23 protein-coding genes are annotated in these 26,670 nt (G+C 70.5%); 5 read left to right on the top strand and 18 right to left on the bottom strand.

All coding sequences use genetic code 11. The features are described from left to right. Positions 1–46: 46 nt before the first annotated feature. The 18 genes from ACFV2O_RS20160 to ACFV2O_RS20075 all read right to left on the bottom strand — a co-directional run bounded on the left by ACFV2O_RS20160 (position 47) and on the right by ACFV2O_RS20075 (position 21,404). Entirely contained in the window at positions 47–829 is a 783-nt protein-coding gene (locus ACFV2O_RS20160; RefSeq protein ID WP_355079655.1) for a cell division protein SepF, read from the bottom strand. A 105-nt stretch (positions 830–934) separates the two neighbouring features. Continuing rightward, complete coding sequence (locus ACFV2O_RS20155) at positions 935–1,696, bottom strand: YggS family pyridoxal phosphate-dependent enzyme (protein WP_355079653.1); 762 nt, start codon at positions 1,694–1,696, stop codon at positions 935–937. A 52-nt stretch (positions 1,697–1,748) separates the two neighbouring features. Then, on the bottom strand, positions 1,749–2,477 hold the full coding sequence (gene pgeF / locus ACFV2O_RS20150) for a peptidoglycan editing factor PgeF (protein WP_379253099.1): 729 nt from the start codon (positions 2,475–2,477) through the stop codon (positions 1,749–1,751). 407 nt (positions 2,478–2,884) lie between these two features. After that, positions 2,885–4,129, bottom strand: a complete 1,245-nt coding sequence (gene ftsZ / locus ACFV2O_RS20145; protein WP_379253098.1) for a cell division protein FtsZ — start codon at positions 4,127–4,129, stop codon at positions 2,885–2,887. 353 nt (positions 4,130–4,482) lie between these two features. Further along, positions 4,483–5,205 carry a cell division protein FtsQ/DivIB gene (locus ACFV2O_RS20140; protein ID WP_379253097.1) on the bottom strand — a complete coding sequence of 241 codons (723 nt, stop codon included), beginning with the start codon at positions 5,203–5,205 and terminating at the stop codon, positions 4,483–4,485. 6 nt (positions 5,206–5,211) lie between these two features. After that, complete coding sequence (gene murC, locus ACFV2O_RS20135; protein WP_355079647.1) at positions 5,212–6,735, bottom strand: UDP-N-acetylmuramate--L-alanine ligase; 1,524 nt, start codon at positions 6,733–6,735, stop codon at positions 5,212–5,214. Further along, the gene (murG, locus tag ACFV2O_RS20130) at positions 6,732–7,835 is read right to left on the bottom strand and encodes an undecaprenyldiphospho-muramoylpentapeptide beta-N-acetylglucosaminyltransferase (RefSeq protein WP_355079645.1); all 1,104 of its coding nucleotides are present in this window, start codon (positions 7,833–7,835) and stop codon (positions 6,732–6,734) included. The genes murC and murG overlap by 4 nt, the downstream gene beginning before the upstream one ends. After that, on the bottom strand, positions 7,832–9,328 hold the full coding sequence (ftsW, locus tag ACFV2O_RS20125; protein ID WP_379253096.1) for a putative lipid II flippase FtsW: 1,497 nt from the start codon (positions 9,326–9,328) through the stop codon (positions 7,832–7,834). The genes murG and ftsW overlap by 4 nt, the downstream gene beginning before the upstream one ends. Positions 9,329–9,461: 133 nt before the next feature. Further along, positions 9,462–10,919, bottom strand: coding sequence for a UDP-N-acetylmuramoyl-L-alanine--D-glutamate ligase (gene murD / locus ACFV2O_RS20120; RefSeq protein WP_379253119.1), 1,458 nt, complete (start codon positions 10,917–10,919; stop codon positions 9,462–9,464). Between the two features lie 47 nt (positions 10,920–10,966). Then, on the bottom strand, positions 10,967–12,043 hold the full coding sequence (gene mraY / locus ACFV2O_RS20115; RefSeq protein WP_039797126.1) for a phospho-N-acetylmuramoyl-pentapeptide-transferase: 1,077 nt from the start codon (positions 12,041–12,043) through the stop codon (positions 10,967–10,969). Further along, positions 12,040–13,578 (bottom strand): UDP-N-acetylmuramoyl-tripeptide--D-alanyl-D-alanine ligase, encoded by a 1,539-nt coding sequence (murF, locus tag ACFV2O_RS20110; protein WP_355079643.1) that lies wholly within the window; start codon positions 13,576–13,578, stop codon positions 12,040–12,042. The genes mraY and murF overlap by 4 nt, the downstream gene beginning before the upstream one ends. Next, positions 13,575–15,149 (bottom strand): UDP-N-acetylmuramoyl-L-alanyl-D-glutamate--2,6-diaminopimelate ligase, encoded by a 1,575-nt coding sequence (locus ACFV2O_RS20105; protein WP_379253095.1) that lies wholly within the window; start codon positions 15,147–15,149, stop codon positions 13,575–13,577. Before ACFV2O_RS20105 ends, murF begins: the two co-directional genes overlap by 4 nt. A gap of 293 nt (positions 15,150–15,442) precedes the next feature. Further along, positions 15,443–17,338 carry a peptidoglycan D,D-transpeptidase FtsI family protein gene (locus ACFV2O_RS20100; protein ID WP_379253093.1) on the bottom strand — a complete coding sequence of 632 codons (1,896 nt, stop codon included), beginning with the start codon at positions 17,336–17,338 and terminating at the stop codon, positions 15,443–15,445. Next, complete coding sequence (locus ACFV2O_RS20095; RefSeq protein WP_379253091.1) at positions 17,335–18,111, bottom strand: hypothetical protein; 777 nt, start codon at positions 18,109–18,111, stop codon at positions 17,335–17,337. Before ACFV2O_RS20095 ends, ACFV2O_RS20100 begins: the two co-directional genes overlap by 4 nt. A gap of 121 nt (positions 18,112–18,232) precedes the next feature. Then, positions 18,233–19,207, bottom strand: a complete 975-nt coding sequence (gene rsmH / locus ACFV2O_RS20090; protein ID WP_379253089.1) for a 16S rRNA (cytosine(1402)-N(4))-methyltransferase RsmH — start codon at positions 19,205–19,207, stop codon at positions 18,233–18,235. A gap of 184 nt (positions 19,208–19,391) precedes the next feature. Beyond that, positions 19,392–19,823 (bottom strand): division/cell wall cluster transcriptional repressor MraZ, encoded by a 432-nt coding sequence (mraZ, locus tag ACFV2O_RS20085; RefSeq protein ID WP_379253088.1) that lies wholly within the window; start codon positions 19,821–19,823, stop codon positions 19,392–19,394. 403 nt (positions 19,824–20,226) lie between these two features. Continuing rightward, positions 20,227–20,634: a DUF3040 domain-containing protein gene (locus ACFV2O_RS20080; protein ID WP_039797093.1), complete on the bottom strand. Its 408-nt coding sequence runs from the start codon at positions 20,632–20,634 to the stop codon at positions 20,227–20,229. A 329-nt stretch (positions 20,635–20,963) separates the two neighbouring features. Next, positions 20,964–21,404, bottom strand: a complete 441-nt coding sequence (locus ACFV2O_RS20075) for an SAV_6107 family HEPN domain-containing protein (protein WP_355079634.1) — start codon at positions 21,402–21,404, stop codon at positions 20,964–20,966. A 170-nt stretch (positions 21,405–21,574) separates the two neighbouring features. On the opposite strand from ACFV2O_RS20075, the gene ACFV2O_RS20070 reads away from it, so the two are divergent. From ACFV2O_RS20070 to ACFV2O_RS20050, 5 genes are all read left to right on the top strand, one after another. Continuing rightward, positions 21,575–22,186 (top strand): N-acetyltransferase, encoded by a 612-nt coding sequence (locus ACFV2O_RS20070; protein WP_355079632.1) that lies wholly within the window; start codon positions 21,575–21,577, stop codon positions 22,184–22,186. A 7-nt stretch (positions 22,187–22,193) separates the two neighbouring features. Continuing rightward, positions 22,194–23,759 (top strand): phytoene desaturase family protein, encoded by a 1,566-nt coding sequence (locus ACFV2O_RS20065; RefSeq protein WP_379253086.1) that lies wholly within the window; start codon positions 22,194–22,196, stop codon positions 23,757–23,759. Beyond that, positions 23,756–24,595 carry a carotenoid biosynthesis protein gene (locus ACFV2O_RS20060; RefSeq protein ID WP_379253085.1) on the top strand — a complete coding sequence of 280 codons (840 nt, stop codon included), beginning with the start codon at positions 23,756–23,758 and terminating at the stop codon, positions 24,593–24,595. The genes ACFV2O_RS20065 and ACFV2O_RS20060 overlap by 4 nt, the downstream gene beginning before the upstream one ends. Before the next feature lie 80 nt (positions 24,596–24,675). Continuing rightward, positions 24,676–25,458, top strand: a complete 783-nt coding sequence (locus ACFV2O_RS20055) for an LppM family (lipo)protein (RefSeq protein WP_379253084.1) — start codon at positions 24,676–24,678, stop codon at positions 25,456–25,458. A gap of 35 nt (positions 25,459–25,493) precedes the next feature. Beyond that, a complete protein-coding gene (locus tag ACFV2O_RS20050) occupies positions 25,494–26,660 on the top strand; it encodes a glycosyltransferase (RefSeq protein ID WP_379253083.1) in 1,167 nt (388 codons plus the stop codon). The last annotated feature ends 10 nt before the right edge of the window (positions 26,661–26,670 follow it).

Here is a 26,670-nt window from a genome sequence, read left to right as displayed (position 1 = left end):
GCCGCACAACCTGCGACCGGTCTGCTCCACCCCCCAGATCACGAGCTTATTTCTGGTTGTAGAAGCCGGTTTCCGCGATGCGTCTGCGTTCTTCCGCTGATACGTCGACATCGGCCGGTGAGAGCAGGAACACTTTTGTCGCCACCTTGTCGAACGATCCGCGCAGCGCGAAGGCCAGGCCCGCGGCGAAGTCGACCAACCGCTTGGCGTCGGCGTTGCTCAGATCCACCAAGTCCATGATCACCGGATTGCCCTCGCGAAAGCGTTCGCCGATGATCCGAGCCTCGCTGTAATCGCGCGGGCGCAGCGTCGTGATCTTGGACAAGGGGCCTCCGTCCTCGAAGATCCCGGGCCGCCGCACCGGGGCGGGCTCGGGACGCACGCGCTCCTCCAGCCTGCGCTCCTCGGCGTCGGGATCGACGGCGAGCGCGCCACGGGTCGTACCGCGCAGCGGAGGCGGGCTCCCGCCCGCGCGGAACCGGCCCGACGGCGCGGAGTCGATCCGGGTCGGACGCCGGGGCGCGTCGTAGCGGTCGTCGCCGTAGGGCTCGTCGGCGTAGTCGTCGCGCCGCGACACCGAGTAACCCGCCTTGTAGGGCGACTTGTACGCGGGCTCGGGATAGTCGACGTCGTCGAAACGGCTTGCGCCGTATCGATCGTCGGCGTAGCGATCGACGTAGCCGTCGCGGTCGGAGTAGTCACGGGGCCGGGGCCGGCGAGCGCCGCGCTCGTCCACCCCTCGGGGAGCGCGATCGTCGACGTAGTCGTCTTCGTAATCCTCGAGCGGAACCATGCCGAAGTACGCCTTGAACTTGTGCAGCGTGCTCATTGGTCGACCTTCCTTCGGCCCCGGTGGCGGCCGGGTGTTGAAGTCTTGCTCAGCCCTCGTCAGATCCCAGCATATGTGTCGAATGTGACTGATGAGGTTTCTTTGCTAGCCCGAGGTTATCGGTCGCATACCCATCAAGGCGGTACCGACACGCACAACCGTCGAACCGTGTTCGATCGCGCATTCCAGATCCCCCGACATTCCCGCGGAAAGCTCTGTCGCGTCCGGATGATCGGCGACCAACAACGTGTGCAACATCGCAAGTCGCGCAAATGCGGCATCGGACTCCGAACCCAAGGGTGGAATGGCCATCAGACCCGACAAACGTAATCCCGGAGCGTCCGCAATCCGTTGCGCGAGCACGGGAAGATCAGCGGCCGTGACACCCCCTCGCGCGGGGTCGTCGTCCAGGCTCACCTGGAGCAACACCCGCAGCGGTTCGGTGCGTTCGCCCGCCTCCAGCGCAGCCACCGCGCCGGCGTCCAGAGCGGTTGCCAGACGTTCGCTGTCGACCGAGTGAACGGTGTGCGCCCAGCGGGCGACACTGCGCGCTTTGTTCCGCTGCAACCGCCCGATCATGTGCCAGCGGATGCCGGAGAGGTCTTCCTCACGTAACGCCGCCACCTTGGCGGCCGCCTCCTGCTCCCGCGACTCGCCGAACTCGCGCCGGCCGAGCCGATGCAGGATCGCCACGTCCGAAGCCGGGAAGAATTTCGTCACCGGCAGCAGCCGCACCGAATCCGGCGACCGACCCGCGGCGCGACACGCCGCGTCGATGCGAGCGAGCAGACCGGCCAGGTTGTCCGACAGCTCGGCGGTCCTGGCGGCGAGTGCGCCGTCCACCGCGGTCCCGGCTTCGGCGCTCATGCGCGCGCCTCCCCGGCGCACGGCGCGTCGACCAGACGGGCGATTCGCGCGGTCACGCGGCGGCCTCCATCCAGATCACCCCGCCGATCCGGCCGGTCGGCGCGCCACGGCGATGGCTGAACAAGGTGCGGTCCTCGATGGTGCACCTCGGGTCCACCGCGATCGCGCCGACGCCTGCCTCGGTGAGCTGCCGGGAGATGCCCGCGCGCAGATCCAGGCCCGGCGTGCCGCGGACCGTGGTGGTCGCACTGCCGGGCAGATGCGCTTCGACGTCGGCGCGCATGGCGGCGGGAACCTCGTACTGACGGCCGGAGGCGGCGGGCCCGAGCAGCGCGCCGACCCGCTCCAGGCGCGCGCCGACCGAGACCATCGCGTCGAGCACACGCGGCACGATGCCGATGCGAGCGCCGATCCGCCCCGCGTGCACCGCGGCGATCACGCCCGCCTCGTCGTCGGACAGCAGGATGGGCACGCAGTCGGCGGTGAGCACGACCAGCGCGAGACCCGGCACGGTGGTCACGAGCGCGTCGGTGGCCGGGACCGGTTCGGCGCGCGGCCCGTCGACGATCTCCACGTTGCGGCCGTGGATCTGTTCCATCCAGACCAGGCGCTCCGGCGGCAGGCCGATGCCCTCGGCCAGCCGGTCGCGGTTGCGCCGCACGGCCGTCGGATCGTCGCCGACGTGGTCGCCCAGATTGAACGAGTCGTAGGGTGGCGCCGAGAAGCCTCCGGACCTGGTCGTGGTGACCCGTCGGACAGTGATGGTCGGCGCGATAGTCATGGCGACGAGCGTAGTGGCGCTCGGTGAAGGGCGTCGAAATGCCCAGGTAGAGAGCGAATATTCCCCCGGGACGGAATCAGTCGCGTCGTATCGAGCGCCTCGGCGCCCGGTCCCGCCCGGCCGGCCCCCGCACCGGCGTCCCCCGAATTCCTGTGCACAGTCGTGCTTCGGGACCGCTTCGGCGTATCCCTCCGACGCGTCCCGGCGCGGGCCGGGATCGCTCTTTCCAGCTCGGTCCCGGCCTGCGCCGGAACCGGATTCCAGCGCCTGATGGGTGCTGCCGGACGCAGTCCGTCTTCAGCACGCGCATGGCCGGGGCGAAGGCGGAGGTACGCAGCACGCGCATGGCCGGAGCGAACGCGGAGGTACGCAGCACGCGCATGGCCGGAGCGAAGGCGGAGGTACGCCTAGCCCCTCCGCATGAACGAAGGCACGTCCACGTCGTCGTCATCGTCGTCGGCATCCGGCGGCGTGATGTGCGGTCGCGTGCCGCTCGTCACCGACGGCTCGCCCAGGGGGCGCGGCCGTTCGGTGTCCCGGTAGCTCGGCAACGTGCCGCGGCCAGCCGTACCCGTGACGGACGTGCTCGGCGTGCTGTCGCTGCTTCGCGCGGTCAACTCGCTGGTTCGGCTCTGCCCGATCTCACCTGACCGCGCCGTGCCGATGGTGCTGCGACCCGACGTCTCGAAGGTGCGCCGGGCCGGGCCGCCGCCGTCGAAGCCCGCCGCGATCACGGTGACCCGCACCTCGTCGCCGAGCGAGTCGTCGATCACGGTGCCGAAGATGATGTTGGCCTCGATGTGCGCGGCCTCCTGCACCAGCGAAGCCGCCTCGTTGATCTCGAACAGCCCGAGATCGGACCCGCCCGCGATCGACAGCAGCACGCCGTGCGCGCCGTCCATGGAGGCTTCCAGCAGCGGCGAATTGATCGCCGCCTCGGCCGCTTTCACCGAGCGGCCCTCGCCGCGCGACGAACCGATACCCATCAGCGCGCTGCCCGCGCCGGACATCACGCTCTTGACATCGGCGAAGTCGACGTTGATCAGACCCGGGGTGGTGATCAGGTCGGTGATGCCCTGCACACCGTTGAGCAGCACCTCGTCGGCGGAGCGGAACGCGTCCATCAGGCTCACCGCCGCGTCGCCGAGCTGCAGCAGCCGGTCGTTCGGGATGACGATCAGCGTGTCGCACGACTCGCGCAGCAGATTGATGCCGACCTCGGCCTGATTCCCGCGCCGCTTGCCCTCGAAGGAGAACGGGCGGGTGACCACGCCGATGGTGAGCGCGCCGAGCTTGCGCGCGATCTGCGCGACGACCGGGGCGCCACCGGTGCCGGTGCCGCCGCCCTCACCCGCCGTCACGAAGACCATGTCGGCGCCCTTGAGCACCTCTTCGATCTCGTCCTTGTGGTCCTCGGCGGCTTTACGGCCGACCTCGGGGTCCGCGCCTGCTCCGAGACCTCGGGTCAGCTCGCGGCCGACGTCGAGCTTGACGTCGGCATCGCTCATCAGCAGCGCTTGGGCGTCGGTGTTGACCGCGATGAACTCGACACCTTTGAGTCCCTGCTCGATCATCCGGTTGACGGCATTCACACCGCCGCCGCCGATACCGACGACCTTGATCACCGCAAGGTAGTTGTGCGGGGGCGTCATGGGCTCTCGCCTTCCTTCGATCTAAAGCCTGTCGTTTCCGGATGCTCGGCACACCGCCTTTTCGGCCCGGTCCGGGGGTCGGGTCGCTACGAGGAGCGAACCGCGGCTCGGGCAAACCCTAAAGCTCAACCATAGGGTTAGCGTTATGTCAAGTATCCGACTGGTGCGGAACGCTATTCGCAGCCGACGCGATACGCGCGCAGGCGCGCCGAAACGAGAGCCAGAATCTTGCGTGATCCCGCTCGTCTCGCCGCTCCACACGTCGTATGGTGAACGGTTGCCCCCCGGCTCCCTTCTCGGCGCCGGAACAACTCCCGGACCGCCGAAAATTACGTGGGCGCAATGGGTGTGGATCACTTTACCGTGACCAGATTGGGACTCGACACATCGAACACCGTTCCGGGGCGCGTCAACAACGGCAACACGACCGCCGCCTTTCGTTCGGCGTCGTCGCTCCCGCCCCAGAGTACCGTGCGGCCGCCCTTCAGATTCAGCGAAATATCCGAAATGGACCGTGCCACAACCTCGCTCACCTGAACCGCCAGCGCAGGCGGCACGATGGCGATCACCGAGACCGCAGCCCTGGTCACCGGATCGGCGCCGCCGGGATGATCGGTGATCAACTTCGGCACGCCGATCGGAGCCGGCTCGACCGCGAATTCCACGCCGTCCGCGTCCAGCAGATGCGCGCCTTCCCTGCTGTCGTAGAACAACACCGCGGCGCGCTCGACGACCGTCACCCGAACCGAGGACGGAAACACCCGCTGCACCCGTGCCGTGCGTACCTTCGGAATGCTCGCCACCCGGCGTGCCACGGCATTGGTGTCGATCCGCAAGATCGAGCGGCCGGAAGGAATTTCGAGCACATCCCGCACTTGTTGTTCGGGCACCGCCACCGCGCCCTCGATTCGCACGCTGCGCACCGAGAGCACCGGGGTGAACCAGGCGAGAACACAGAGCACTGCAAGGACGCACACGCTCAGCAATCCCCACAGGCGAATTCGGCGCCAGTCGAGCTCGCCGAACCGATCACCCGCGCGGCGCCCGGCCGCGCGCGCCGACCCGACCCCGCGCACGCCGGGTCACCGTCCGTGCTGGGGACGCGCCCGTAATCCGTCGAGAATCTGACCGCCCAGCATCGTCACGTCGCCCGCGCCCATGGTGATCACCACGTCGCCCGGCAACGCCAGCCCCGCGACCTGGCGCCCGACCCGGGACATGTCCGGCTGGTAGTGCACCGGCTTGGTCACCGATTGCGCCACCAGCGCTCCGTTCACGCCCGGCAGCGGCTTCTCCCGCGCGCCGTAGACATCGAGCACGACGACCTCGTCGGCCAGACTGAGCGCGGCGCCGAAGTCCTGGGCGAAGGTCGCGGTCCGGCTGTAGAGATGTGGCTGGAAGACCACGATGACCCGGCCCTGTCTGGACCGGGCTCCGTCGCGCGCCTCCTGCTGGACCAGTTCGGCGGCGGCGCCGAGCACGGCGCGCACCTCGGTGGGGTGGTGGGCATAGTCGTCGAACACCCGCACCCCGTTCTCCCGACCGGCGAACTGGAACCGGCGGTGCACACCGCCGAACCCTTCCAGGCCCTGGATGATCTCGCCGACATCGGCGCCGGTGGCCCGGGCGGCGAGCAGGGCGCCGAGCGCGTTGAGCGCCATGTGCCTGCCCGGCACCGACAGGCGCAGCGTGCGCGGCGCGGCCTCGTCGGTGAGCTGGAATTGCGCGATGCCGCCGACGTCCCGCGGCTCCCAACTGTGCAGCCGGGCGCCCACCGGGACCGGCGCGTCGGCGAGTTCGCCGGAGCCGTAGCCGAGGACTTGGACGTTTCGCTCGGCCAAGCGCGCACCGACTCGCTCGGCCAGTGCCAGCGAGCCCGGATCGTCCAGGCACACCACCAGCAGGCCGCCCGCGGCGAGGCGGTCGGCGAAGTCGTCGAAGACCTGCACGTAGGCCTCGTCGGAGCCGAAGAAATCCAGGTGATCGGACTCGATGTTGGTGACCACGGCGACGTCCGGGTCGTATTGCAGCAGCGAGCCGTCGCTCTCGTCGGCTTCGGCCACGAAGATGTCACCGGTGCCGTGGTGGGCGTTGGTGCCCGCCTCGTTCAGCTCGCCGCCCACCGCGAACGACGGATCGAACCCGCAGTGCTGCAACGACACGATGAGCATGGAGGTCGTGGACGTCTTGCCGTGCGTACCGGACACGAGCAAGGTGCGATGCCCCCGCATCAGCGAGGCGAGCACCGTGGGGCGCAGCAGCACCGGGATATCGCGCCGGTTGGCCTCGACCAGCTCCGGGTTGGTCTTCGGAATGGCGGCGTAAGTGGTGACCACCGCGGTCGGGCCGCCGGGTAGCAGGTCCAAGGCGGTGGCGTCGTGCCCGATCCGCACCTGAGCGCCGCGAGCGCGCAGCGCCAGCACGCCCCGGCTCTCCTTGGCGTCCGACCCCGACACCGCGCCGCCGCGGGCGAGCAGGATCCGCGCGATGCCGGACATCCCGGCCCCGCCGATGCCGACCATGTGCACACGCTCCAGCTCCGGGGGCAGCGCGGTCCGTTCGACGCCCGCGTCCTGGACCACCCGATCTGCGGTCGTGTCGCTCATCGGCGCGCCACCTCCAGCGCGATCCGCGCCACCTCGTCGGCGGCGTCGCGGTGCCCGGCGCCTGCGGCGGCCCGGCCCATCTCGGTCAGCCGTGCGGAGTCCATGAGCAGCGGAATCACCTCATCGATCACGTACTTCGGCGTCAACTCGGAGTCGGGGACAATTCTGCCACCGCCCTGGCGCACCACGGGCCGAGCGTTGAGTTCCTGTTCCCCGTTACCGTGCGGCAGCGGCACGTAGAACGCGGGCAGCCCCACCGCCGAGACCTCCGCGACGGTCATCGCGCCCGATCGGCAGACCACCGCGTCGGCGGCGGCATAGGCGAGGTCCATCCGGGACAGGTACGGCACGGCGACGTAGCGAGCGCCGTCCGCGGCGGATCCGTCCACGTCGATGGTGTTCTTGGGCCCGTGCGCGTGCAGCACCGAGATGCCCGCGGCGGCCAGCTGGGGCGCGGCGCCCGAGACCGCGTCGTTGAGCGTCCGCGCGCCTTGGGAACCGCCGAAGACCAGCAGCACCGGGCCTTCGGACGGAAGGCCGAAGTGCTCCCGCGCCTCGGCCCGCAGTGCGGCGCGGTCCAGTCCGGTGATCGATTCGCGCACCGGAATGCCCACCACCCGCGCGTCCGCCAGGCCGGAGTCCGGGACCGCCGCGAGCACCCGAGCGGCGCGGCGGGCACCGACCTTGTTCGCGATACCGGCCTTGGCGTTGGCCTCGTGCACCACCACCGGCACCGGGCGTCTGCGGCGCAGCACGCCCGCGCCGGCGGCGAGATACGCCGGAAGCGCCACGTACCCGCCGAAACCGATGATCACGTCGGCCTCGACCGCATCGATGACCGCCCTGGTGGCCGCCACCGAGGCGCGCACCCGACCGGGTAACCGCAGCAGATCGGCGGTGGGCTTGCGGGGCAGCGGAACCGGAGGGATGAGCTCGAGCGGATAGCCGCGCTCGGGAACCAGGCGGGTCTCCAGACCGCGTTCGGTGCCCAGCGCCGTCACCCGGATGGAATCGTCGAGCCGCCGCAACGCGTCGGCCACCGCCAGTGCCGGTTCGATGTGGCCCGCCGTGCCGCCGCCCGCGACGATTACCGAGATCACCTGGATCTTCCCCGTTCTCTTGCGTGATTGACCGGATAACTGGGTTCCCAAGCCCTGGTGGCACGCGCCGAGCTGGTGCCGCGACTCTCCGGCGAGCGGCGGCGCGCCGGTTCCGCACGCCCCCGCCTGCCCTGCGGCAGCGCCGAAGATCCTCGATCGGACGGCCGCGGCGCCCGGCCACGTCGGGCGCTCGCCCGAGCCGGCGCGTACACCTCGGGTTTGGGCAACCGCAACAGCCTACTGAAACGACCGTCCTGTCCGGCGTGCAGCGCCGCGACGGCTTCCGGCTCGTGCCTGGCCGCGTTGGCGATCAGCCCGAACATCAGCAAGGTGATCGCGAGCGATGAGCCGCCGGCGGACACCAGTGGCAGCTGCAGCCCGGTGACCGGCAGCAGACCGACGACATACCCGATGTTGATCATGGCCTGTCCGGCGATCCACGTGGTCGCGGATGCGGTCAGCAGTCGCAGGAACGGATCCGCCGACCGGCTGGCGATGCGCAGTCCCGTGTAGACGAACAAGGCGAACAGGCCCAGCACCAGTGCGCAGCCGAGAAAGCCCAGCTCCTCCCCGATGATCGCGAAGATGAAGTCGTTGTGGGCGTTCGGCAAGTAGCTCCACTTGGCCCGGCTCTGTCCCAGGCCCCTGCCCCAGATCCCTCCGTCGGCAAGGGAATACAGGGCCTGTCGAGCTTGATAGTTGTCGCCCTGCGGATCGGAGCCCGGGTTGAAGAAGGACCGGACCCGATTCGACCGGTAACCGGCGGACATCGCGAGCACGCCCGCGGCGACGACGCCGGAAACCGCGATCGTCACGAACAGCCGGATCGGAAGTCCGCCGAACCACAGCAAGGCGCCGAGGATGATGCCCACCGCGACCGTGGTGCTGAGATTCGGCTGGACCACGATCAACAGACAGACCAGCACACCCGCCGGGACGAGCGGCACCAGGATGTCCCGCAGACTCGAACCCATCGCTCGCCGGGAAACCAGCAAGTGCGCGCCCCAGACGATCAAGGTCACCTTCACGACCTCGGACGGCTGCACCGAGACGGGACCGAGGATCAGCCAGCGGCGCGCGCCCTGCACGCTGGTGCCGATGCCCGGAATGAGCACGAGCACCAGCGCCAGTACCGAGATCGCGAACAGCGGGAACGACGCCTGGCGCAACAGGCGCAGCGGAACGCGCAGGGCCAGATAGAACAGCACCGCGCCGATCGCCGCGAACAACGTCTGCTGGATGAACAGGGAGTACGCCGACCCGCCCTCGGCGTACTCGACGACGCCGGACGCGGACAGGACCATGACCAGTCCGAGGGCCGTCAGCAGCGTGGCGATGGTGACGACGAGATGGAACGACGCGAGCGGCCGTGCCAGCCATGAACCGGGACCCGCCCCTACGCCGCGGCCACGCCGGGATGGCGACCCGGCTTCTCGTGCGCCCGAGGTCCGGGCCGCCTTACCGGTCCACCGCCTGCCGTTGCCCGAAGTCACGAGACACCCGCGGCCCGCGCCGGTAGCACCACTGTGACAGCGAACCAGCGGACGCGGAGGATGATTGCGCGTCCGCGACAGCGACTCAACCGACCGAGGCGGATGTCGATACCCCGCCCGCCCCGGTCGGCAGTCATCGCAAACCCCCGATATCGGTGGTTCCGAGGTCACCGTCTTCCAGGGCGTTCACCGCCTGGGCGAAACTGCGACCCCGATGCGTGTAATCGGCGAACATGTCCAGCGACGCGGCGGCCGGAGCCAGCAGCACGGTGTCGCCGCGGCGGGCGAACCCGGCGGCCGCTCGCACGGCCCGCGCCATGACGGCGTCGGCCGCGGCGGCCCTCGACGCTTCGTCACCCATCCCTGCATCGTCTCCCGCGATCAGCTCGACGACGGGGACCTCGGGCGCGTGTCGCGCCAACGCGGCCGCGAGCACCGGTGCGTCGGCGCCGATCAGCACCGCCGCGACCAGGCGGTCGGCGACCTCCTCGACGAGGTCGTCGACGTGCGCGCCCTTGAGCTGGCCACCGGCCACCCAGATCACCTGCGGATGCGCCAGGATCGATGAGCGCGCGGCGTGCGAATTGGTGGCCTTGGAGTCGTCGACGAACTCGACGCCGGACAGCTCGCGGACGAACGCCGCGCGGTGCGGGCCGACCTTGTGCTCGATCAAGCCTTCCCGGACGAACTGCGGCGCGACGTCGATCGCCCTGGTCAACGCGGAGGCGGCGAGTGCGTCGGCGACGCCGGCGGGGCCGGGCGGGCTGATGTCGCCGACCTCGGCCAGGATCGCGGCCTTGGTGAACGCGCGGTCGAGCAGCTTGCCGTCCACCACGCCGAGCTCGCCGTCGGCGGGCACGCCCACCCGGAATCCGACGGTCCGGCGCGCCTTGGACTTGCGGGCCAGCGAGGCCGCGACCGGATCGTCCAGGCCGACCACGCCGACCCGGCCGACCAGCGCCCTGGCCTTGGCCGCGGCGTAGGCGTCCAGGCCGCCGTGCCAATCCAGGTGATCCTCGGCCACGTTCAGCACGACACCCGCCTCCGGACGCACCGACGGCGCCCAGTGCAGCTGGAACGACGACAGCTCCACCGCGAGCACCTGCGGACCGGGGTTGCGCCGCAACGCGTCCAGGATGGGCAGGCCGATGTTGCCGCACGCGACGCTGGCGATGCCCGCCGCGCGCAGGATCGCGTGGGTCATCTGGGTCGTGGTGGTCTTGCCGTTGGTGCCGGTGACGACCAGCCATTTGCGCACCGGACCGTAGATCCTGGCCTGATCGACCCACCAGGAGAACTCCACGTCGCCCCACACCGGCGTACCCTCCGCGACCGCGGACGCCAGCACCGGCGAGTCCGGCCGCCAGCCCGGGCTGGTGATCACCAGCGCGAACCGGCTCCAGTCCGCGTTCTCCAGTTCCGCGGTGGTGGCGACGTCCAGCCCGAGCCCGGCCGCCTCGGCCAGGGCCGCGGCGCCGCCGTCGGTCACCACCGGACGCGCGCCGATGTCGCGCAGCGGTTCCACCAGCGAGCGTCCCGACACGCCCCAGCCCGCGACCAGAACGTCGCGTCCGCGTAGGAATTCCAGCATGGGCCCTGGAGTGCGCAGAGCCCGCGGAGAATGTTCGACCATCTCGTTCACCCGACCGCGGAGAGGTATTCGCTGTAGAACAGCCCGAGCCCGACGGCGGAGGCCATCGCGGCCAGCAGCCAGAATCTGATGATCACCGTCGTCTCGGCCCATTTGCTGAGCTCGAAGTGATGGTGGAACGGCGCCATCTTGAACAGCCGGTTGCGCGTGGTGCGGAAGACCGCGACCTGCAGCACCACCGACGCCGTCTCGGCGACGAACAGCGCGCCGATGACGATCATCAGCAGCTCGGTGCGGGTGGTGATGGACAGGCCTGCCAGCAGGCCGCCCAGCGCGAGCGAACCGGTGTCGCCCATGAAGATCTTGGCCGGTGCGGCGTTCCACCACAGGAACCCGACGCACGCCGCCGCGCCCGCGGCGCAGACCAGCGCGAGATCCAGCGGATCGCGCACGTTGTAGCAGCCGGTCTCGGGCTTGGTCTCGCAGGCGTGGTAGTACTGCCAGAACGTGATGATCACGTATCCGCCCAGCACCAGGCTCATCGATCCGGCGGCCAGCCCGTCCAGGCCGTCGGTGAGGTTCACCGCGTTGGACCAGGCGACCACCACGAAGCAGACGAACACCAGGAACACGACCACGCCCATGGTCACCGTGCTGATGTCGCGCACGTAGGACAGGTGCCTGCTGGCGGGCGTCAGCCCGCTGCCGCCGCGGAACTGCAAGGCGAGGATGCCGAAGATCACGGCCGAGGACAGCTGGCCGAGATACTTGCCCGCCGCGGTCAGGCCCAGGTTGCGCTGCTTGCGGATCTTGATGAAATCGTCGACGAAACCCACCGCGCCCAGCGCCGTGGCCAGCCCGAGCACGAGCAACGCCGAGGCCGACGGCCCGTCGGCGTCGTAACCGATGCCGATCAGGTGGGAGCCCAGGTAACCGGCCCACATGCCGACCAGGATGGCGACGCCGCCCATCGTCGGCGTACCGCGCTTGGCCTGATGGCTGGCGGGACCGTCGACCCGGATCTCCTGCCCGAAGCCCTGCTTGGCGAACAACCGGATCAGCAGCGGGGTGAGCAGGATCGAGACCGTCAGCGCGATCGCCGCGGCGAAGAGAATCTGTCTCATCCTGCTGCCTCCGTGTCCTGTCCCACCCCGTTGTCCGCCGCGCCGCCGCGTGCGGCCACGGCGGCCGGGTCGGTCAGATGCTCGGCGACCTCCCACAGGCCGACCGACTTCGATGCCTTGACCAGCACCACGTCGCCGGGGGCCACTTCCTGCTCGAGCAGCGCGATCGCGGCCGCGATGTCGGGCACGAGGACCGATTCCTCGCCCCAGGAGCCTTCCATCACCGCGCCCTGGTGCAGCGCGCGGGCGGGCCTGCCGGTGCCGACGGCGACCACCCGGCTGACGTCCAACCGCACCGCGAGCCGCCCGATGGCGTCGTGCTCCAGGACGGATTCCTCGCCGAGTTCGCCCATTTCGCCGAGCACCGCCCAGCTGCGCCGCGGCGTCTCGGCCGCGCGCGCCATGCTCACCAGCGCTTTGAGCGCGGCGCGGACCGAGTCCGGATTGGCGTTGTAGGAGTCGTTGACGACGGTGATCCCGTCCGCGGTGGTCCGCACGTCCATCCGGCGGGCGGACGCGGCGCGCGCGTCGGACAGCGCGGCGACGGCGGTGTCCAGATCGGCGCCGCATTCCAGCGCGACCGCGATCGCCGACAGCGCGTTGCCCACGTGGTGCTCGCCGTGCACGGCCAGGCGCACCTGGGCGCTGCCCGCGGACGTGTGCACGGTGAACGCGGCCCTGGCCTGGTCATCGAGCCGGATGTCGGTGGCCCGCACGTCGGCGGTCGCGGCCTGCCCGACGGTCACCACCCGCGCCGATGTGCGCGAGGCCATCGCGGCGACCTGGGGATCGTCGGCGTTGAGCACGGCGAGCCCGGTGGGCGGCAGCGCCTCGACCAGCTCGCCCTTGGTCTTGGCGATGGCCTCGCGGCTGCCGAACTCGCCGAGATGCGCGGTGCCGACGTTGAGCACCACGCCGATGCTCGGCGGCGCCACCTCGGCCAGCGCCGCGATGTGCCCGGGCCCGCGCGCGGACAGCTCCAGCACCAGGAAGCGGGTGCCCGCGTCGGCGCGCAACGCCGTCCACGGGTGGCCGAGTTCGTTGTTGAACGACCCAGGCGGGGCCACCACCGTGCCCAGCGGCGCCAGGACGGCGGCCAGCAGGTCCTTGGTGGAGGTCTTGCCGGACGAGCCGGTGACGCCGACGACGGTGAGCCCGCCGTCGGCGGCGAGACGCGACACGCTGGCGCGGGCGAGCGCGGCGAGCGCGGTCAGCACGGCGGCGCCGGATCCGTCCGCATCGTGGCTGAGCGCGACCGAACTCGACGGCACGTCGCCGCCGCCTGGCGTGACCACGATGGCGGGCACGCCCACCGGCCGCGCCGCCAGCACCGCCACCGCGCCCGCGGCGACGGCCGCGCCCGCGTAGTCGTGGCCGTCGGAGCGCTCACCCGGCAGCGCCAGGAACAGATCGCCGGAACCGATTCGGCGCGAGTCGAATTCGACCGCGCCGGTCACTCGCACCTCCGGGTCTGCGACGTCGTGCAGCGTGCCGCCGACGACCTCCGCGATCTCCCGCAGTGTCATCTCGATCATGAAACCGTCAAGTCCTCCGCGTGGTTACCTTGCGGACTGCGTCTTTCCAATGCGGCCGCGAGTACGTCGCGGTCGTCGAACGGGTGCTTCACGCCCTGGATCTCCTGCCCTGCCTCATGTCCCTTGCCCGCGATCAGCACCACGTCACCGGGGCGCGCCCACGCCACCGCCGCGGCGATGGCCTCCGCTCGGTCTCCGATCTCCCGCACCTCGCCGCGTTCGGCTTCCGGGACCTCCAGTGCACCGGAGCCGAGGGCGGCGCGGATGGCCGCCGGATCCTCGGTGCGCGGGTTGTCGTCGGTGATGATCAGCAGATCGGCGCCCCGCGCGCCTACGGCGCCCATCAGCGGCCGCTTCGCCGCGTCCCGGTCGCCGCCCGCGCCGACCACCACCGCGAGCCGTCCCGCGGTGTCGGCCGCGAGATGACCACGCAGCGTGGCGATCACGGACTCCAACGCCGCGGGCTTGTGCGCGTAGTCGACGATCGCCAAGAAGTCCTGTCCGCGCTCCACCCGCTGCATGCGGCCGGGCACGTCCACGGTCGCCAGCGCCGGAGCCGCGATCGACGGCTCGACGCCCGCCGCGGCGCACACCGCCACCGCGAGCAGGCCATTGGCGACGTTGTAGCGGCCGGGAAGCCGAAGGCGTACGGGAGTTTCGCCCTGCGGACCGGCCGCGGTGAAGTCTTGTTCGCCGCCGTGCGCCGACACCGCGCCGGTGACGCTCCAGGCGGCGGTCCTGGTGGTCGAGACGGTGACCGGGTTCGGCAGGCCGGCGGCCAGCCGCCGCCCCCACTCGTCGTCCACGCAGACGACGGCGGTGCGGGCCGCGACCGGCGAATCGGGTTCGAACAGCTTGCGTTTGGCGGCGAAGTAGTCCTCGAAGTCGGCGTGGAAGTCGAGGTGGTCCTGGGACAGATTGGTGAACGCGCCCACCGCGAACCGCACTCCGTCCACCCGACCCAGCGTCAGCGCATGGCTGGATACCTCCATCACCACCGCGTCCACGCCCTGCTCGACCATCAGCGCGAACATCGCGTGCAGCTGCGGCGCCTCCGGAGTGGTCAGCGCGCTCGGCACCCGCCTGCCGCCGATCCTGGTCTCGATCGTGCCGATCAGCGCGGTGGACAGCCCCGCGGCGGCCAGGCCCGCCTCCACCAGGTAGGAGGTCGTGGTCTTGCCCGAGGTTCCGGTGATCCCGACGATGCGCAGCCGCTCGGACGGATTGCCGTAGATCGTGGCCGACAGCTCGCCGAGCACCGCCCTCGGATTCTCCCGCACCAGCACCGGCACCTCGAGCGGACCGGCCAGTTCCGCACCCGCCGCGTCGGTCAGTACCGCGACCGCGCCGCGGGCGACGGCGTCGCGCGCGAAACGCGCCCCGTGCGCGCGGGCCCCGGGCAGCGCGGCGAACAGGTCACCGGGCAGCACGGCATCCGAGCGCTGCTCGATGCCGGTGACCGCCACGTCCGATTCGGAGCTCGTCGTGGCCCCGATGACGGCGGCCAGCGACGCCAGCGGCGTTGACGGCGAATGCTCTGGCCGCAATGCGCGCGGTTGACCGGACTGCACAGAAACCAGGCTCCTTTCGGGGGCGGCGATCGACGTGTCAGGTTACCGGCGACCGGTCACGGCGGGACCATGCGCCCCGTCGCAACGCCGGGGAGGTCGCCCACCGCACCCTACGGGTTCGCCCGCCCGGCCCGGACCGCGCCACGCGGCACTCGGACGCCGCCGGGCGAGGACGCGGCGCGCACGGCGGGCCGTCGTCGGCCTATGCCCCTCGAACACCGCACTCACCCGCTGCTTCCTCCACACCGATCCGATGTCTTCGCTACCGACCGCACATCCCCGGAACGGATCGATCACCCTGCCTGCAAGACGAATTGCCTGGACGGCTGGACGGACGGCGGGATGCGGTCGCGCTGCAGGGCCCACGAGGCGATGTTGTGGAACAGCGGAGCCACCGAACCGCCCCCGGAGCCATCCGAACTGCGCACGGGCGCGTCGAGCATGAGGCCGATCACGTACCGAGGATTCTCCGCGGGAACCATGCCCGCGAACGTGATCCAGAACGACGACGTGGAGTAGCACCGGCAATTGCGATCGACCTTCTGCGCGGTACCGGTCTTGCCCGCCACCTGGTAGCCCGTGATGGCCGCTGGCCATCCGGTGCCGTTCTGGTTGGCGTTCATGGGGTCACGCTGCACCACCGCCTGGAACATCGTCCGCAAGGTGGCGGCGGTCTGCTTGCTCACCACCCGCACGCCGTCCGGCTGGGTCTCCTCGGTGCGGGCGCCGTCCGGCGCGATCCTCGCCCGCACGATCCGCGGCGGAATGCGGACACCGTCGTTGGCGATCGCCTGATACATCCCGGCCATCTGCAGCGTCGTCATCGAAAGACCTTGGCCGATAGGAAGATTGGCGAAGGTGCCGCCGGACCACTGATCCCGGTCCGGCATCAGGCCCGCGCTCTCGCCCGGCAGGCCGATGCCCGTGCGCTGCCCGAGCCCGAACCGGTGCGCCATGTCGGCGAAGCGATCCTCGCCCACGCGCTGCGCGAGCATCAGCGTGCCCACATTGGAAGAGCGGCCGAAGATTCCGGTGGTCGTGTAGGGCTCGACGCCGTGCGACCACGCGTCGTGCACCGTGACACCCGCCATCTGGATCGCGCCGGGCACCTGGTGCACCTCGTCGGGATCGGTCAGGCCGTAGTCGATGGCCGCGGCCGCCGTGACGATCTTGTTCACCGAGCCGGGCTCGAACACGTCCGTGACCGACGGGTTGCTCAGCTGGGCATTGGCCCACTTCTGCGGTCCCAGGTCGGGATTGAAGGTGTTGTCGTTGGCCATCGCCAGGACCTGCCCGGTCTTGGCGTCCAGGACGACGGCCGAAGCGGAACCCGCACCGGAGACGTCTTTGGCCTGCTGCACCTGCTGCTGCACGTAGTACTGCAGGTCGGAGTCCAAGGTGAGCTCCACGGCGGACCCGTTGACCGCGGGCTGCTCGTCGCGCCAACTGCCGGGAATGACCGCGCCGTCCGAGCCGCGATCGTAGGTGTGCGATCCGTCGGTACCGGCCAGCGCCGAGTCGAGCGACGACTCCAGCCCGATCTGCCCGTGACCGTCCCAACCGACAGCGCCGACGACATTCGCCGCCAGCGACCCGCCGGGGTAGACCCGTGGGCTCTGCTGGTCGGAGCCCACCTGCGGATATTTATCGGTGATCTCGTCCGCGATGCGCGGATCGACATTTTGGGCGAGGAACACGAACTGCTCGTCGCTGTTCAGCTTGGCCAGCAGGTCCGCTTCCGCGGGCGCGTCTTTGCCGAGCTTCTCGTGGATGGTGCGCGCGATGTCGCGCAGCCGCTGATCCGGATCGGGCGCCTTGTCGTTCTTGGCCTTGGCGTCCGCCAGTTCCTTCCGGACCGCGACCGGCCGGAAATGCAGCGCCTTGGCCGACACGGTGAAGGCCAGCGCCTTGCCGTAGCGGTCGGTGATCGGCCCGCGGATGGCCGGATCGGGCTGATGGGTGGTGCGCTGGCTGGCCGCTTGGGCCGACAGTCCCGGCGCGGCGACGCTCTGCACCCACAGCAGTTGCAGCGCGACGACCGCGAGCGCGACGAACATGACCACTCGTCCGACGCCGAGGCGCAACCGGAGCGGGCCGTCCGAGACAGCTGAGCGCGGTGGCCGCGGCCCGCCCGTGGTGCGGGGCGCCGAGGGCCCGCGCCTGCGCGGCGCGGGCCTGGGATGCGTCACTGCGAGGCTCCGTCGGGCACCGCCTCCGGGGCCTGCGCGGCTTCCTGCTGCGGCGACGCTTCCGCGGGCGGCTGGGGCGAAGTGGCCTGCGGTGTGACCGAAGCCGCGGGGACCCCGGGCTGCGGCGGGTTGATCGCCGAAGTCGCGGCCGGGGGCGCCGGGTTCACTTGCGCGTTGTTCTGCGATCCCGTGTTCGGCTGACCCGGCACCGGAGCACCGGGCGTGGTGGTGACCGGCACCACCCGCTCCCCTCGCGGCGACCGCGCGGAAGGCGAGGCGTTCAGCGGCGGCACGGGAGTGCCCTCGGCCGGGGCGGGCTTGCCGATCACCGTGACCGAGCCGTCCGGACCGACCAGCAGGCGAGCCGGGTCCTTGGCCGGGATCATGCCCAGTTCACGCGCCCGCAGGGCCAGCTCGGGGGCCGAATCGGCGACCTCGACCTCGCGCTGCAGGGCCGCGCGCTCGTCGGCCAGCCGCCGGTTCGTCGCTCGCGCGTCGCCGAGCTGATAGCTGTCCTCGGCGGCACGGGTGGTCAGCAGCAAGGTCAGCGCGAGGCCGCAACCGAGCAGGGCGATGATCGCCGTGACGAACGGGATGCGCGCCGCCATCGCCGAGCGCCGCACGGTGGGCAGGAACGCGCTGTCCGAACCACTTTCGCGCATTCGCCGCCGGGCGTAGGCGCGTTGCGCCGCGCCCGACTTCACCCGCTCGGCGTCCTGGACCCGCCGGGCGACCCGGCCCGGCGCTTCGACGGTCCGCGTCCGCACGCTCATGGATTCCCCTCCTCTGTCCTCCGGGGATGCCGGGCGAGCACAGCGCTCCGCTGTCTCATCCGGCCTCCGCTACCGCTGCGGGACATCCGCACCCGGCGGGCGCGATGTGGGCACTGCTCGCTCACCGCGCCTCCTGGATCCGCTCGGCGGCGCGCATGCGTACCGGGGCCGCCCGCGGGTTGTCCTCGACCTCCTGCTCGGTCGCCTTCTCCGCGCCACGGGTCAGCATCCGGAACTCCGGTCCCATGCCGGGAAGCTCGACCGGCAGGCCCACCGGCGTCCTGGACGCGGTATGGGCGGCGAGCTCGTGCTTGACCACCTTGTCCTCCAGCGATTGGTAGGACATGACGACGATGCGGCCGCCCACCCGCAGCGCGGCGAGCGCGGCGGGCAGCGCGGCCCGCAACGAGTCGAGCTCCCCGTTGACCTCCACCCGCAGCGCTTGGAACGTGCGCTTGGCCGGATGCCCGCCGGTGCGGCGCGTCGCCGCGGGAATCGTGGCGTACAGCAGCTCCACCAGCTCGGCGCTGGTGCGGAACGGTTTGCTCTGGCGACGCCGGATCACCTCGGCGGCGATCCGGCTCGCGAAGCGTTCCTCTCCGTAGGTCCGCAGTACCCGGGTCAGATCGCCGTGACTGTAGGTGTTGAGCACATCGGCGGCGGTGGGCCCGCTGGTCGGGTCCATCCGCATGTCCAGCGGGGCGTCGACGGAATACGCGAAGCCGCGGTCGGCCTCGTCCAACTGCATGGAGGAGACGCCCAGGTCCATCAGGATCGCCGAGACCGAACCGGTGGCGGGCAAGCCGGCCTCCGCCAACGCGTCGACGATGCCGTCGTAGCGGGTGTGCACCAACGTGATTCGGTCCGCGAACGGCTCGAGCCGCTCGCCCGCCAGCTTCAACGCGGTGGTGTCGCGGTCGAGCCCGACGAGACGGAGCCCCGGGTAGGTGCTCAGGAAATGCTCGGCGTGACCGCCGAGGCCGAGTGTCGCGTCGACGTAGACCGCGCCCGGCTCGGCCAAGGCCGGACCGAGCAGCGCGTCGGCTCGCTCCAGCAGAACCGGAACATGGCGGGGACCGCGCTGTTCACGGTTCACCTAGACCTCCCGGAGTCTGCCTCGCGTCGTCGCGCACCGCACACGGGTCGCCTTGATACACAGTGCTTTCCATACGGACACGAATGCCCCGTGGTCTCTGACCGAACTTTCGGCACCTGGCGTCGGGGAAGTACGTCAGGGTCCGCGTCCGGGCAGAGACCGCGTGGCACTCGCGCGCCCGCGGCTAGAAGATTCCGCCCAGCGACTCGTCTCTGGCTTGCGAGAAGTCCTCCTCGTGCTCGGCGAGGTAGGACTCCCACGCCTGCTTGTCCCAAATCTCCAGGAAGTCGACCGAACCGATCACCACGCAATCCCTGTTCAGGTTGGCGTAGCGACGATGGTCGGCGGACAACACGATCCGGCCCTGCGCGTCCGGACGTTGCTCGTCCGTTCCGGCCGCGAGTGCCCGGACGAACGCACGGGCCTGCGGATTGCTTCGAGACGCGGCCGCGGCCCGCCGGGCGAGCGCGGTGAACTCCTCTTTCGGGTACACGGCAAGGCTGTGGTCCTGCCCCTTCGTGACCATCAACCCTCCCGCCAGATCGTCTCGAAACTTCGCAGGCAACGTGAGTCGCCCCTTGTCGTCCAAGCGAGGTGTGTAGGTACCGAGAAACATCTCGATACCTCCCTATTCGATCACCTCGATGGTCGGCCCTTCAGTACTGCGCGCTCCACATTACCCCACTTTCCCCCACTTTCAATCGAAACAAGCGGTGATCTGGCTCCCGACTCAGACGATTCCGCAGGTCATGTCAGCTATCACCGACGTGGAGAACTTTCGCGAGTTCTGCCGACACGCGCCGCCCCAGGCGACAAACGCCCGAAAACACCCAGCAAACCCCCTGGTGTGGCACCGGAGGGGGCGAAGTGGGGGAAGTTCGTGGGGAGGTGTGGGGCGAGGGGGAAGTCGGACCCGAAGATCATTCGCGGCGTGATCGGTTGCACACACGAACCGGCGACGCCGCACCATCGCGGTGCGGCGTCGCCGGTCGTGCTGAAGTTGTCAGGCTACGGGCGAGCTACTCCTGCTCGAACCGCCGCCGGAAGCGATCCTCCATACGCTCGGAGAAACCGCCGGACTTGCGCTGGCGCCCTCGCCCGCCGCCGGAGGACGCCTGCCCGCCGGACCGGTCGTTCTTGGCGATGCTCTTGGAAGTGCCCAGCAGCAGGAGCACGCCTGCACCGAACATCACGATGAACCCGATCAGGCTGATGATCGGAAAGCCGCCGGGCTTCACGGGCGCTGCGATGCCTGCGACGAGGAGAAAGAGGCCGAGGACGAACAACGCCGCGGCCTGGAGTCTGCGACGACTCGAGGTCGAACGTAGCCGTCCGCCGCGGACGGACGAGGCGAACTTGGGATCCTCAGCATAGAGAGCGCTCTCGATCTGTTCGAGCATGCGCTGCTCGTGCTCGGAGAGTGGCACGGTACCTCCCCCGGCACTAGGACGTGGCTGTCGCCTCCGGGTAGACGACAGATAGCCGACCTTGGCGGCCATCTGTCACCAATGATACGAGTTCGATCAGGGCCAGACCACCTAATGGGCACAGTCGGACGTAGTCCGTCATCAGCCCGCGCATGGCCGCAGCGAAGGCGAAGGTACGCCTAATGGGCACAGTCGGACGTAGTCCGTCATCAGCCCGCGCATGGCCGCAGCGAAGGCGAAGGTACGCCTAATGGGCACAGTCGGACCTCGTCCGTAACCAGCCCGCCCGTCGCCGGGGCGAAGGTGAAGGTAGGCCAACACGCCGATAACTAAGCGGTCATACCGCCGGTCATTCCAGGGGCGGGCCGCAACCGGGCCGATGCCGCGAGGAGATCTTCCACGTCGTGGAGGAATGCCGCCACCCGCGAAGAGAACTCGTCCGCCTCGTGTTCGTCGACATTCCGGTCCAGGCCCGCCTCCAGTGCCGCCCGGATCTCCGAGCGCGCGCTGAAGTAGTCCGCCCACATCACGAATTCCGGCGCGGCGCGCTGCATCAGCACCCACGCGTTGCGCGAGCGCGCCCTCGGCGCGGTGTCGGCGCCCGTGAGCGCGATCACCGCGCCCGCCCCGCGCAGCGCCGCCAGGTAGGCGGTGCGGAACCGTTCCCGCGGATCTCGTTCCCCAGCCGCCTGCATGAGCAACCCGTCCGCGCGCTCCAGCAACTTGCCGGCCCGGCCGGGCCGGCCCGGATGTTCCACTCGACCAGACATCGCCGTCCCTCCACCCTCGCGTACCTTGGCCCGTATGCGGCGCTGGAGACGGCGTGCCCCACCGCTTTCCAGCACCGCCCGGACCGAACAGGTATTCGAACGTTTGAATTGAGCTTCAATATAGAGACGCCCACCGACAACTTTCCGCGTCCGCGCGACCGACGAGAGCCATGACCGCCGTCAAGCCCAATCACACTCCCGCACCCGCCGTCATCGATCTCTCGGTGGCGGCCCTGCGCTCCCGGCTGCACGACGCGCTGGCGGTCTACGTGGCCGCCATGGACTATCCGCGCGGGACCGAGAACCATCGCGCGCCGATGTGGACCGAGCACACCACCCGGCCCGGCTGGCAGGCGGTCGCCGCGGTGCTGCCCGACGACTCCGGCCGGATCGATTTGCGCCACGCGCCGATCGTGGCGATCGCCTACGGCTATCGCGGCGCCGCGCACCAGTGGTGGCATCAGCAGGTGCACAGCGGAATGCGGCGTTCGGGTTGGCCGGAACATTCCGCGCGCGAACTGCTCTCGGACTACTTCGAGCTCACCGAGCTGCATGTGCATCCAGCCGCGCAGGGCCGCGGCATCGGCGGCACGCTGCTGGAACGGCTGCTGCGCGACCGCACCGAGCGGGCGGTGCTGCTGTCGACGCCCGAGGTCGCCGGTGAGGACAACCGCGCCTGGCGGTTGTATCGCAGGCAGGGATTCACCGACGTGGTCCGCAATTTCGTCTTCGCGGGCGACAACCGGCCGTTCGCGATCCTCGGCAGGCGGCTGCCGCTGTGAGGATCACGTGACGGTGATCGTCGTCGGCTCGGGCCACAACGCCTTGGTGGCCGCGTGCTACCTCGCCCGCGCCGGGCACGAGGTCGAAGTGCTCGAACGCGACGAGGTCCTCGGCGGAGCGGTGTCGACGGTCGAGCGGTTCCCCGGCCACCGGGTCGATCGCGGCTCGTCGGCGCACATCATGATCCGCCACACCGGCATCGTCGAGGACCTCGAACTCGATCGTTTCGGCCTGCGGTACATCGACTGCGACCCATGGGGTTTCACGCCCGCGCACGCGAATCGCCCCGCCCTGGTGTTCCATCGCGACCTGGATGCGACCTGCGCCTCCATCGCCGTGGCCTGCGGCCCGCGGGACGCGGACGCCTACCGCCGGTTCGTCCGGGTGTGGGGTCCGCGCAGCGCCAGGGTGATGCGGGCGTTCGGCGGCGCACCGACGCCGGGCAGGCTGGTGCGGTCGTTCTGGGGACTGGACGCGAGGAACGGCGGCAGCGCACTCTCGCGGGAGTTCCTGCAATCCGGCGACGCCCTGTTGGACGCGCTCTTCGAGGACGAACGGTTGAAGGCGTCGCTGGCCTGGTTCGGCGCGCAGTCCGGGCCGCCGATGTCGGAGCCGGGCACGGCGCCGATGGTCGGCTTCGCCGCGCTCATGCACACGCTGCCGCCGGGACGCGCGGTCGGCGGCAGCGGGGCGCTGACCACCGCGCTGGTGGCGCGGCTGCGGTCCGACGGCGGGGTGGTGACCGCGGGCGACGCGGTGTCCGCCCTGCATCGCGACGGGGACCGCTGGCGGGTGCGCACCGCCTCGGGCCGAGAGTTGCGCGCGAGCACCGTGATCGCGGGCTGCCACGTGCTGACCACTCTGGATCTGCTCCGCGACGGCGGCTTCGACGGCGCGGTGCTCGACGACTGGCGCACGCGCATCCGCGTCGGTCCCGGGATCGGGATGGTGGTGCGGGCCGCCACTTCGGCGCTGCCCCGTTATCCCGGCAGTCCGATCGATCACTCCGCCCGCGGCCTGCAATTGCTGGTGTCCGATCGCGCGCAGTTGCGTCGCGCGCACGGCGCGGCGCTGGCGGGTGACCTCCCGCCGCGACCGGTCGTGCTGGCCATGAGCTTCAGCGCCGTGGATCCGACCATCGCGCCGCCCGGCGAGCACCAGTTGTCGCTGTGGGCGCAATGGCACCCGTACCGACCGGCCTCCGGGGCGAACTGGGCCGGCCTCGCGCAGCGGGAAGGCGAACGGATCATCGCCGAAGTCGATTCCTACGCGCCCGGTTTCGCGGAGACGGTGCTGCGCAGACACGTACAGACACCCGTGGACCTCGAGCGCGAACTCGGGCTCGTCGGCGGCAACGTGATGCACGTGGAGATGTCGCTGGACCAGATGATGCTGTGGCGTCCGCTGCCCGAGCTGGCGGGGCAGCGGGTGCCCGGCGCGCCGGGACTGTATCTGACGGGCGCGTCCACCCATCCCGGCGGCGGCGTCTCCGGCGCCAGCGGACGGACGGCCGCAGCACTCGCGCTGCGCGACCTGAACCGGCCCAGGTTGTCGCGGTGGCTGCGACGATGACGGATTCGGGCGAACTGTCGCTCGAGGCGACAGAACGGTTCCGATACCGCTCGGCGCGTTTTCTGCTGCCACTCGCCTTGGTCGTGCTGACGATCGTCGCGCAGATCGGTTACCCACTCGCCGCGGGTGGTGCGCGCGACCGTGTCACCGTCGCGGTCGTGCTGCTCTCCGCCGCCGCCGCGCTGGCGCACGCGACCGCGACCAGGGGGTTCCGCTATGCCGTCGGTTTCCTGATCATCGTCTCCGGCGTCGGGCTCACCGCCGAGGTGATCGGTACCGCGACCGGCATACCGTTCGGCTGCTACGAGTACGCGACCGACCGGCTCGGGCCCGCTCTGCTCACGGTGCCGCTGCTCGTCCCGCTGGCCTGGACCGGCGGGATGTATCCGGTGTGGGTGGTGGCCGGGTTGTTGTCACGGCACACGGTCACGCGGGTCCTTGCGACGGCGGTGGGCGCGGTGGGCTGGGATCTTTTCCTGGATTCGCAGATGGTGACCGACGGGCAGTGGGCCTGGTGTGACACCCACTCCGGCCTGCCCGGGCTGGACCTGATTCCGGTGACCAACTACCTGGGCTGGTTCGCTGTCGCGCTCGTGATGGGCTGCTTGCTGGCGCTCTGGGAGCGAGCGGCTCCGGATCCCGTACGGGTAGCGCGACCGGGTGGCCGCGCGATCGCGGTCGCCGTACCGGTGGCCTTCTTCCTGTGGACCTGGCTGGGGTCGGCGCTGGCCCACGCGGTGTTCCTCGGTCTGCTGCCGTCGGCCGGATACGGTTTCGCCGGTATGGGTGTGCTCGGTGTTCCCCTGCTCGTCGTCCTGGCTCGCGCGCGCCGCTGACCCGGCGTGATTCCCCGCACTCGGCGCGCCGACGCGCGCGATGAGTGGCGCGTTTCATTCCGGGCGGACGGCCTGGCACGATGTCACCCGTGCAGCCGAGTCCCGTCACCACGAAGCTCGATACCCCGGATCGCCCGCCGCGGCGGGTCCCACGCCGTGCCGCGCGTGCCGCTTCGGTCGTCCTGCTCGCGGCGATGCTGGTCCCGATGCTCGCAGCGTGCCTGCGGGTGCAGGTTTCGATGGGGGTCTCGTCCAACGACCGGGTGTCCGGACGGATCGTCGCCGCCGTGGTGCCCGCCGACGCCGGGGACAAGGGCCCGCAGCTGAAGGCGCCCGAGACGCTGGCCGCCAAGGTGCGGGTGGAGCCGTACGCCCAGGACGGATATATGGGCAGCCAGGTCTTCTTCGAGGATCTGTCGTTCGGCGAGGTGCAGCAGCTCGGCGGGCTGTCCGAGCAGACCCAGGGCATGTTCCAGTTGCAATTCCAGCGCACCGGCGACCTGGTCAGCCTGAGCGGGCGGGTCGATCTGAAATCGGTGCCGCCGCACGGCTCGGACGTGCAGTTCACCATCGCGTTCCCGGCCCGCGTCGCCAAGACCAACGGCAGCCGCGAGGGCGACAACGTCGTCTCCTGGAAGCTGCCGCCCGGTGATGTCTCCACATTGCGCGCCGAGGTCAGTTACGCCGACCCGAACACCCGCTCGTTCGCGGGCTGGGCGGGCATCGCGGGCGGCATCACGCTCGCAGTGGCCGCCATCGTCGCGGCCATGGCGTACATGGACCGCAATCCCGCCGCGCCCGGCGCGCCGGAGGTCGGCTTCTCGCTCAGCCGCTGGTGGCGCTCGGTGACGCAGAATCGCTGAGCGACAGGTCGGTGTGCCGCGATAGCGTGGCCCGCATGGTGAGTGCCGACCTGCCGAAGACGTTGCGCGCGAACTCGATCCTGCCGTCCTTCGCCGCCGCGGTCGCCGTGTTGGGCGCGGGCATCGCGCTGTACAACCGGATCACCGTACGGCGGTTGACGAACACCCCGACGACGGTGATCGAACCGGTCACCGTCTGTATCCCGGCGCGTGACGAGGGCGACCGGCTACCCGAGCTGATCGGCGACCTGCGCGCCCAGGTGGGCGTGCCGCGCATGGCGGTACGCGTCCTCGACGACGCGTCCACCGACGACACCGGCGCCGCGGCCCGCGCGGCGATCGACGGCGACCCGCGTTTCACCTTGCTGCACAGTGAGTCCGATCCCGTCCCCGGCTGGACCGGAAAAGCCGCCGCCTGCGTCCGGCTGGCCGAGGAGGTGTCGACGCCGGTGCTGATCTTCTTGGACGCCGACGTGCGGCTGGCTCCGACGGCGCTCGCGGCGGCGGTCGGCGCGCTGCGCGAACGACGCGCCGCGTTGGTCTCCCCCTGGCCCCTGCAAGTGGCAGGCTCGGTGTCGGAGGCGCTGGTGCAGCCCCTGCTGTGCTGGTCGTGGGCCTCGACGCTGCCGGTCACCGCGGCCGACCGGAGCCTGCGGCCCGCCACGGCGGTGGCCTGCGGGCAGTTCCTCGTGTTCGACAACGCCGCGTACCGCTCGGTGGGCGGCCACACGGCGGTGGCCGGAAGCGTCACCGAAGACCTCGACATCGCCCGTACGCTGCGACGAGCCGGTCATTCCACGGTTCTGGTGGCCGCGGGACCGCTGGCCCGCACCAGGATGTATCGCGACGCCGCGGAATTGGACGCGGGCTACTCCCGCTGGCTCTGGTCGGCCTACGACGGCACGATAACGGGTGGAGCGGCGGTGGGACTGGTTGCCACCCTTGCCTATTGGGTGCCGCCCGCAGTGGCGGTGTTCGGCCGCGGGGCGCACCGCCGGGCGGGCCTGGTCGGCTGGCTCGCCGCCGTCGCCGGGCGACTGCTGGCCCGCTCGACCGAAACCGGCGGCCCGCTGAAACCTTCGGACCTGCCTGCCGCCGTCGCGCATCCGGTGTCGGTGGCGGTGTATCTGCTTTTGTGGGTGCGGTCACACCTGGCCCGGCGCCGCGGCACGGCGCGCTGGAAAGGTCGGCCGCTTCCCTGAGCAGCCGTGC

The organism is Nocardia sp. NPDC059691 (genome assembly GCF_042733915.1).
Lineage (GTDB): Bacteria > Actinomycetota > Actinomycetes > Mycobacteriales > Mycobacteriaceae > Nocardia > Nocardia sichangensis.
The sequence above is the reverse complement of the archived record's forward strand: the minus strand, read 5'-3'. Positions and strand labels throughout refer to the sequence as shown.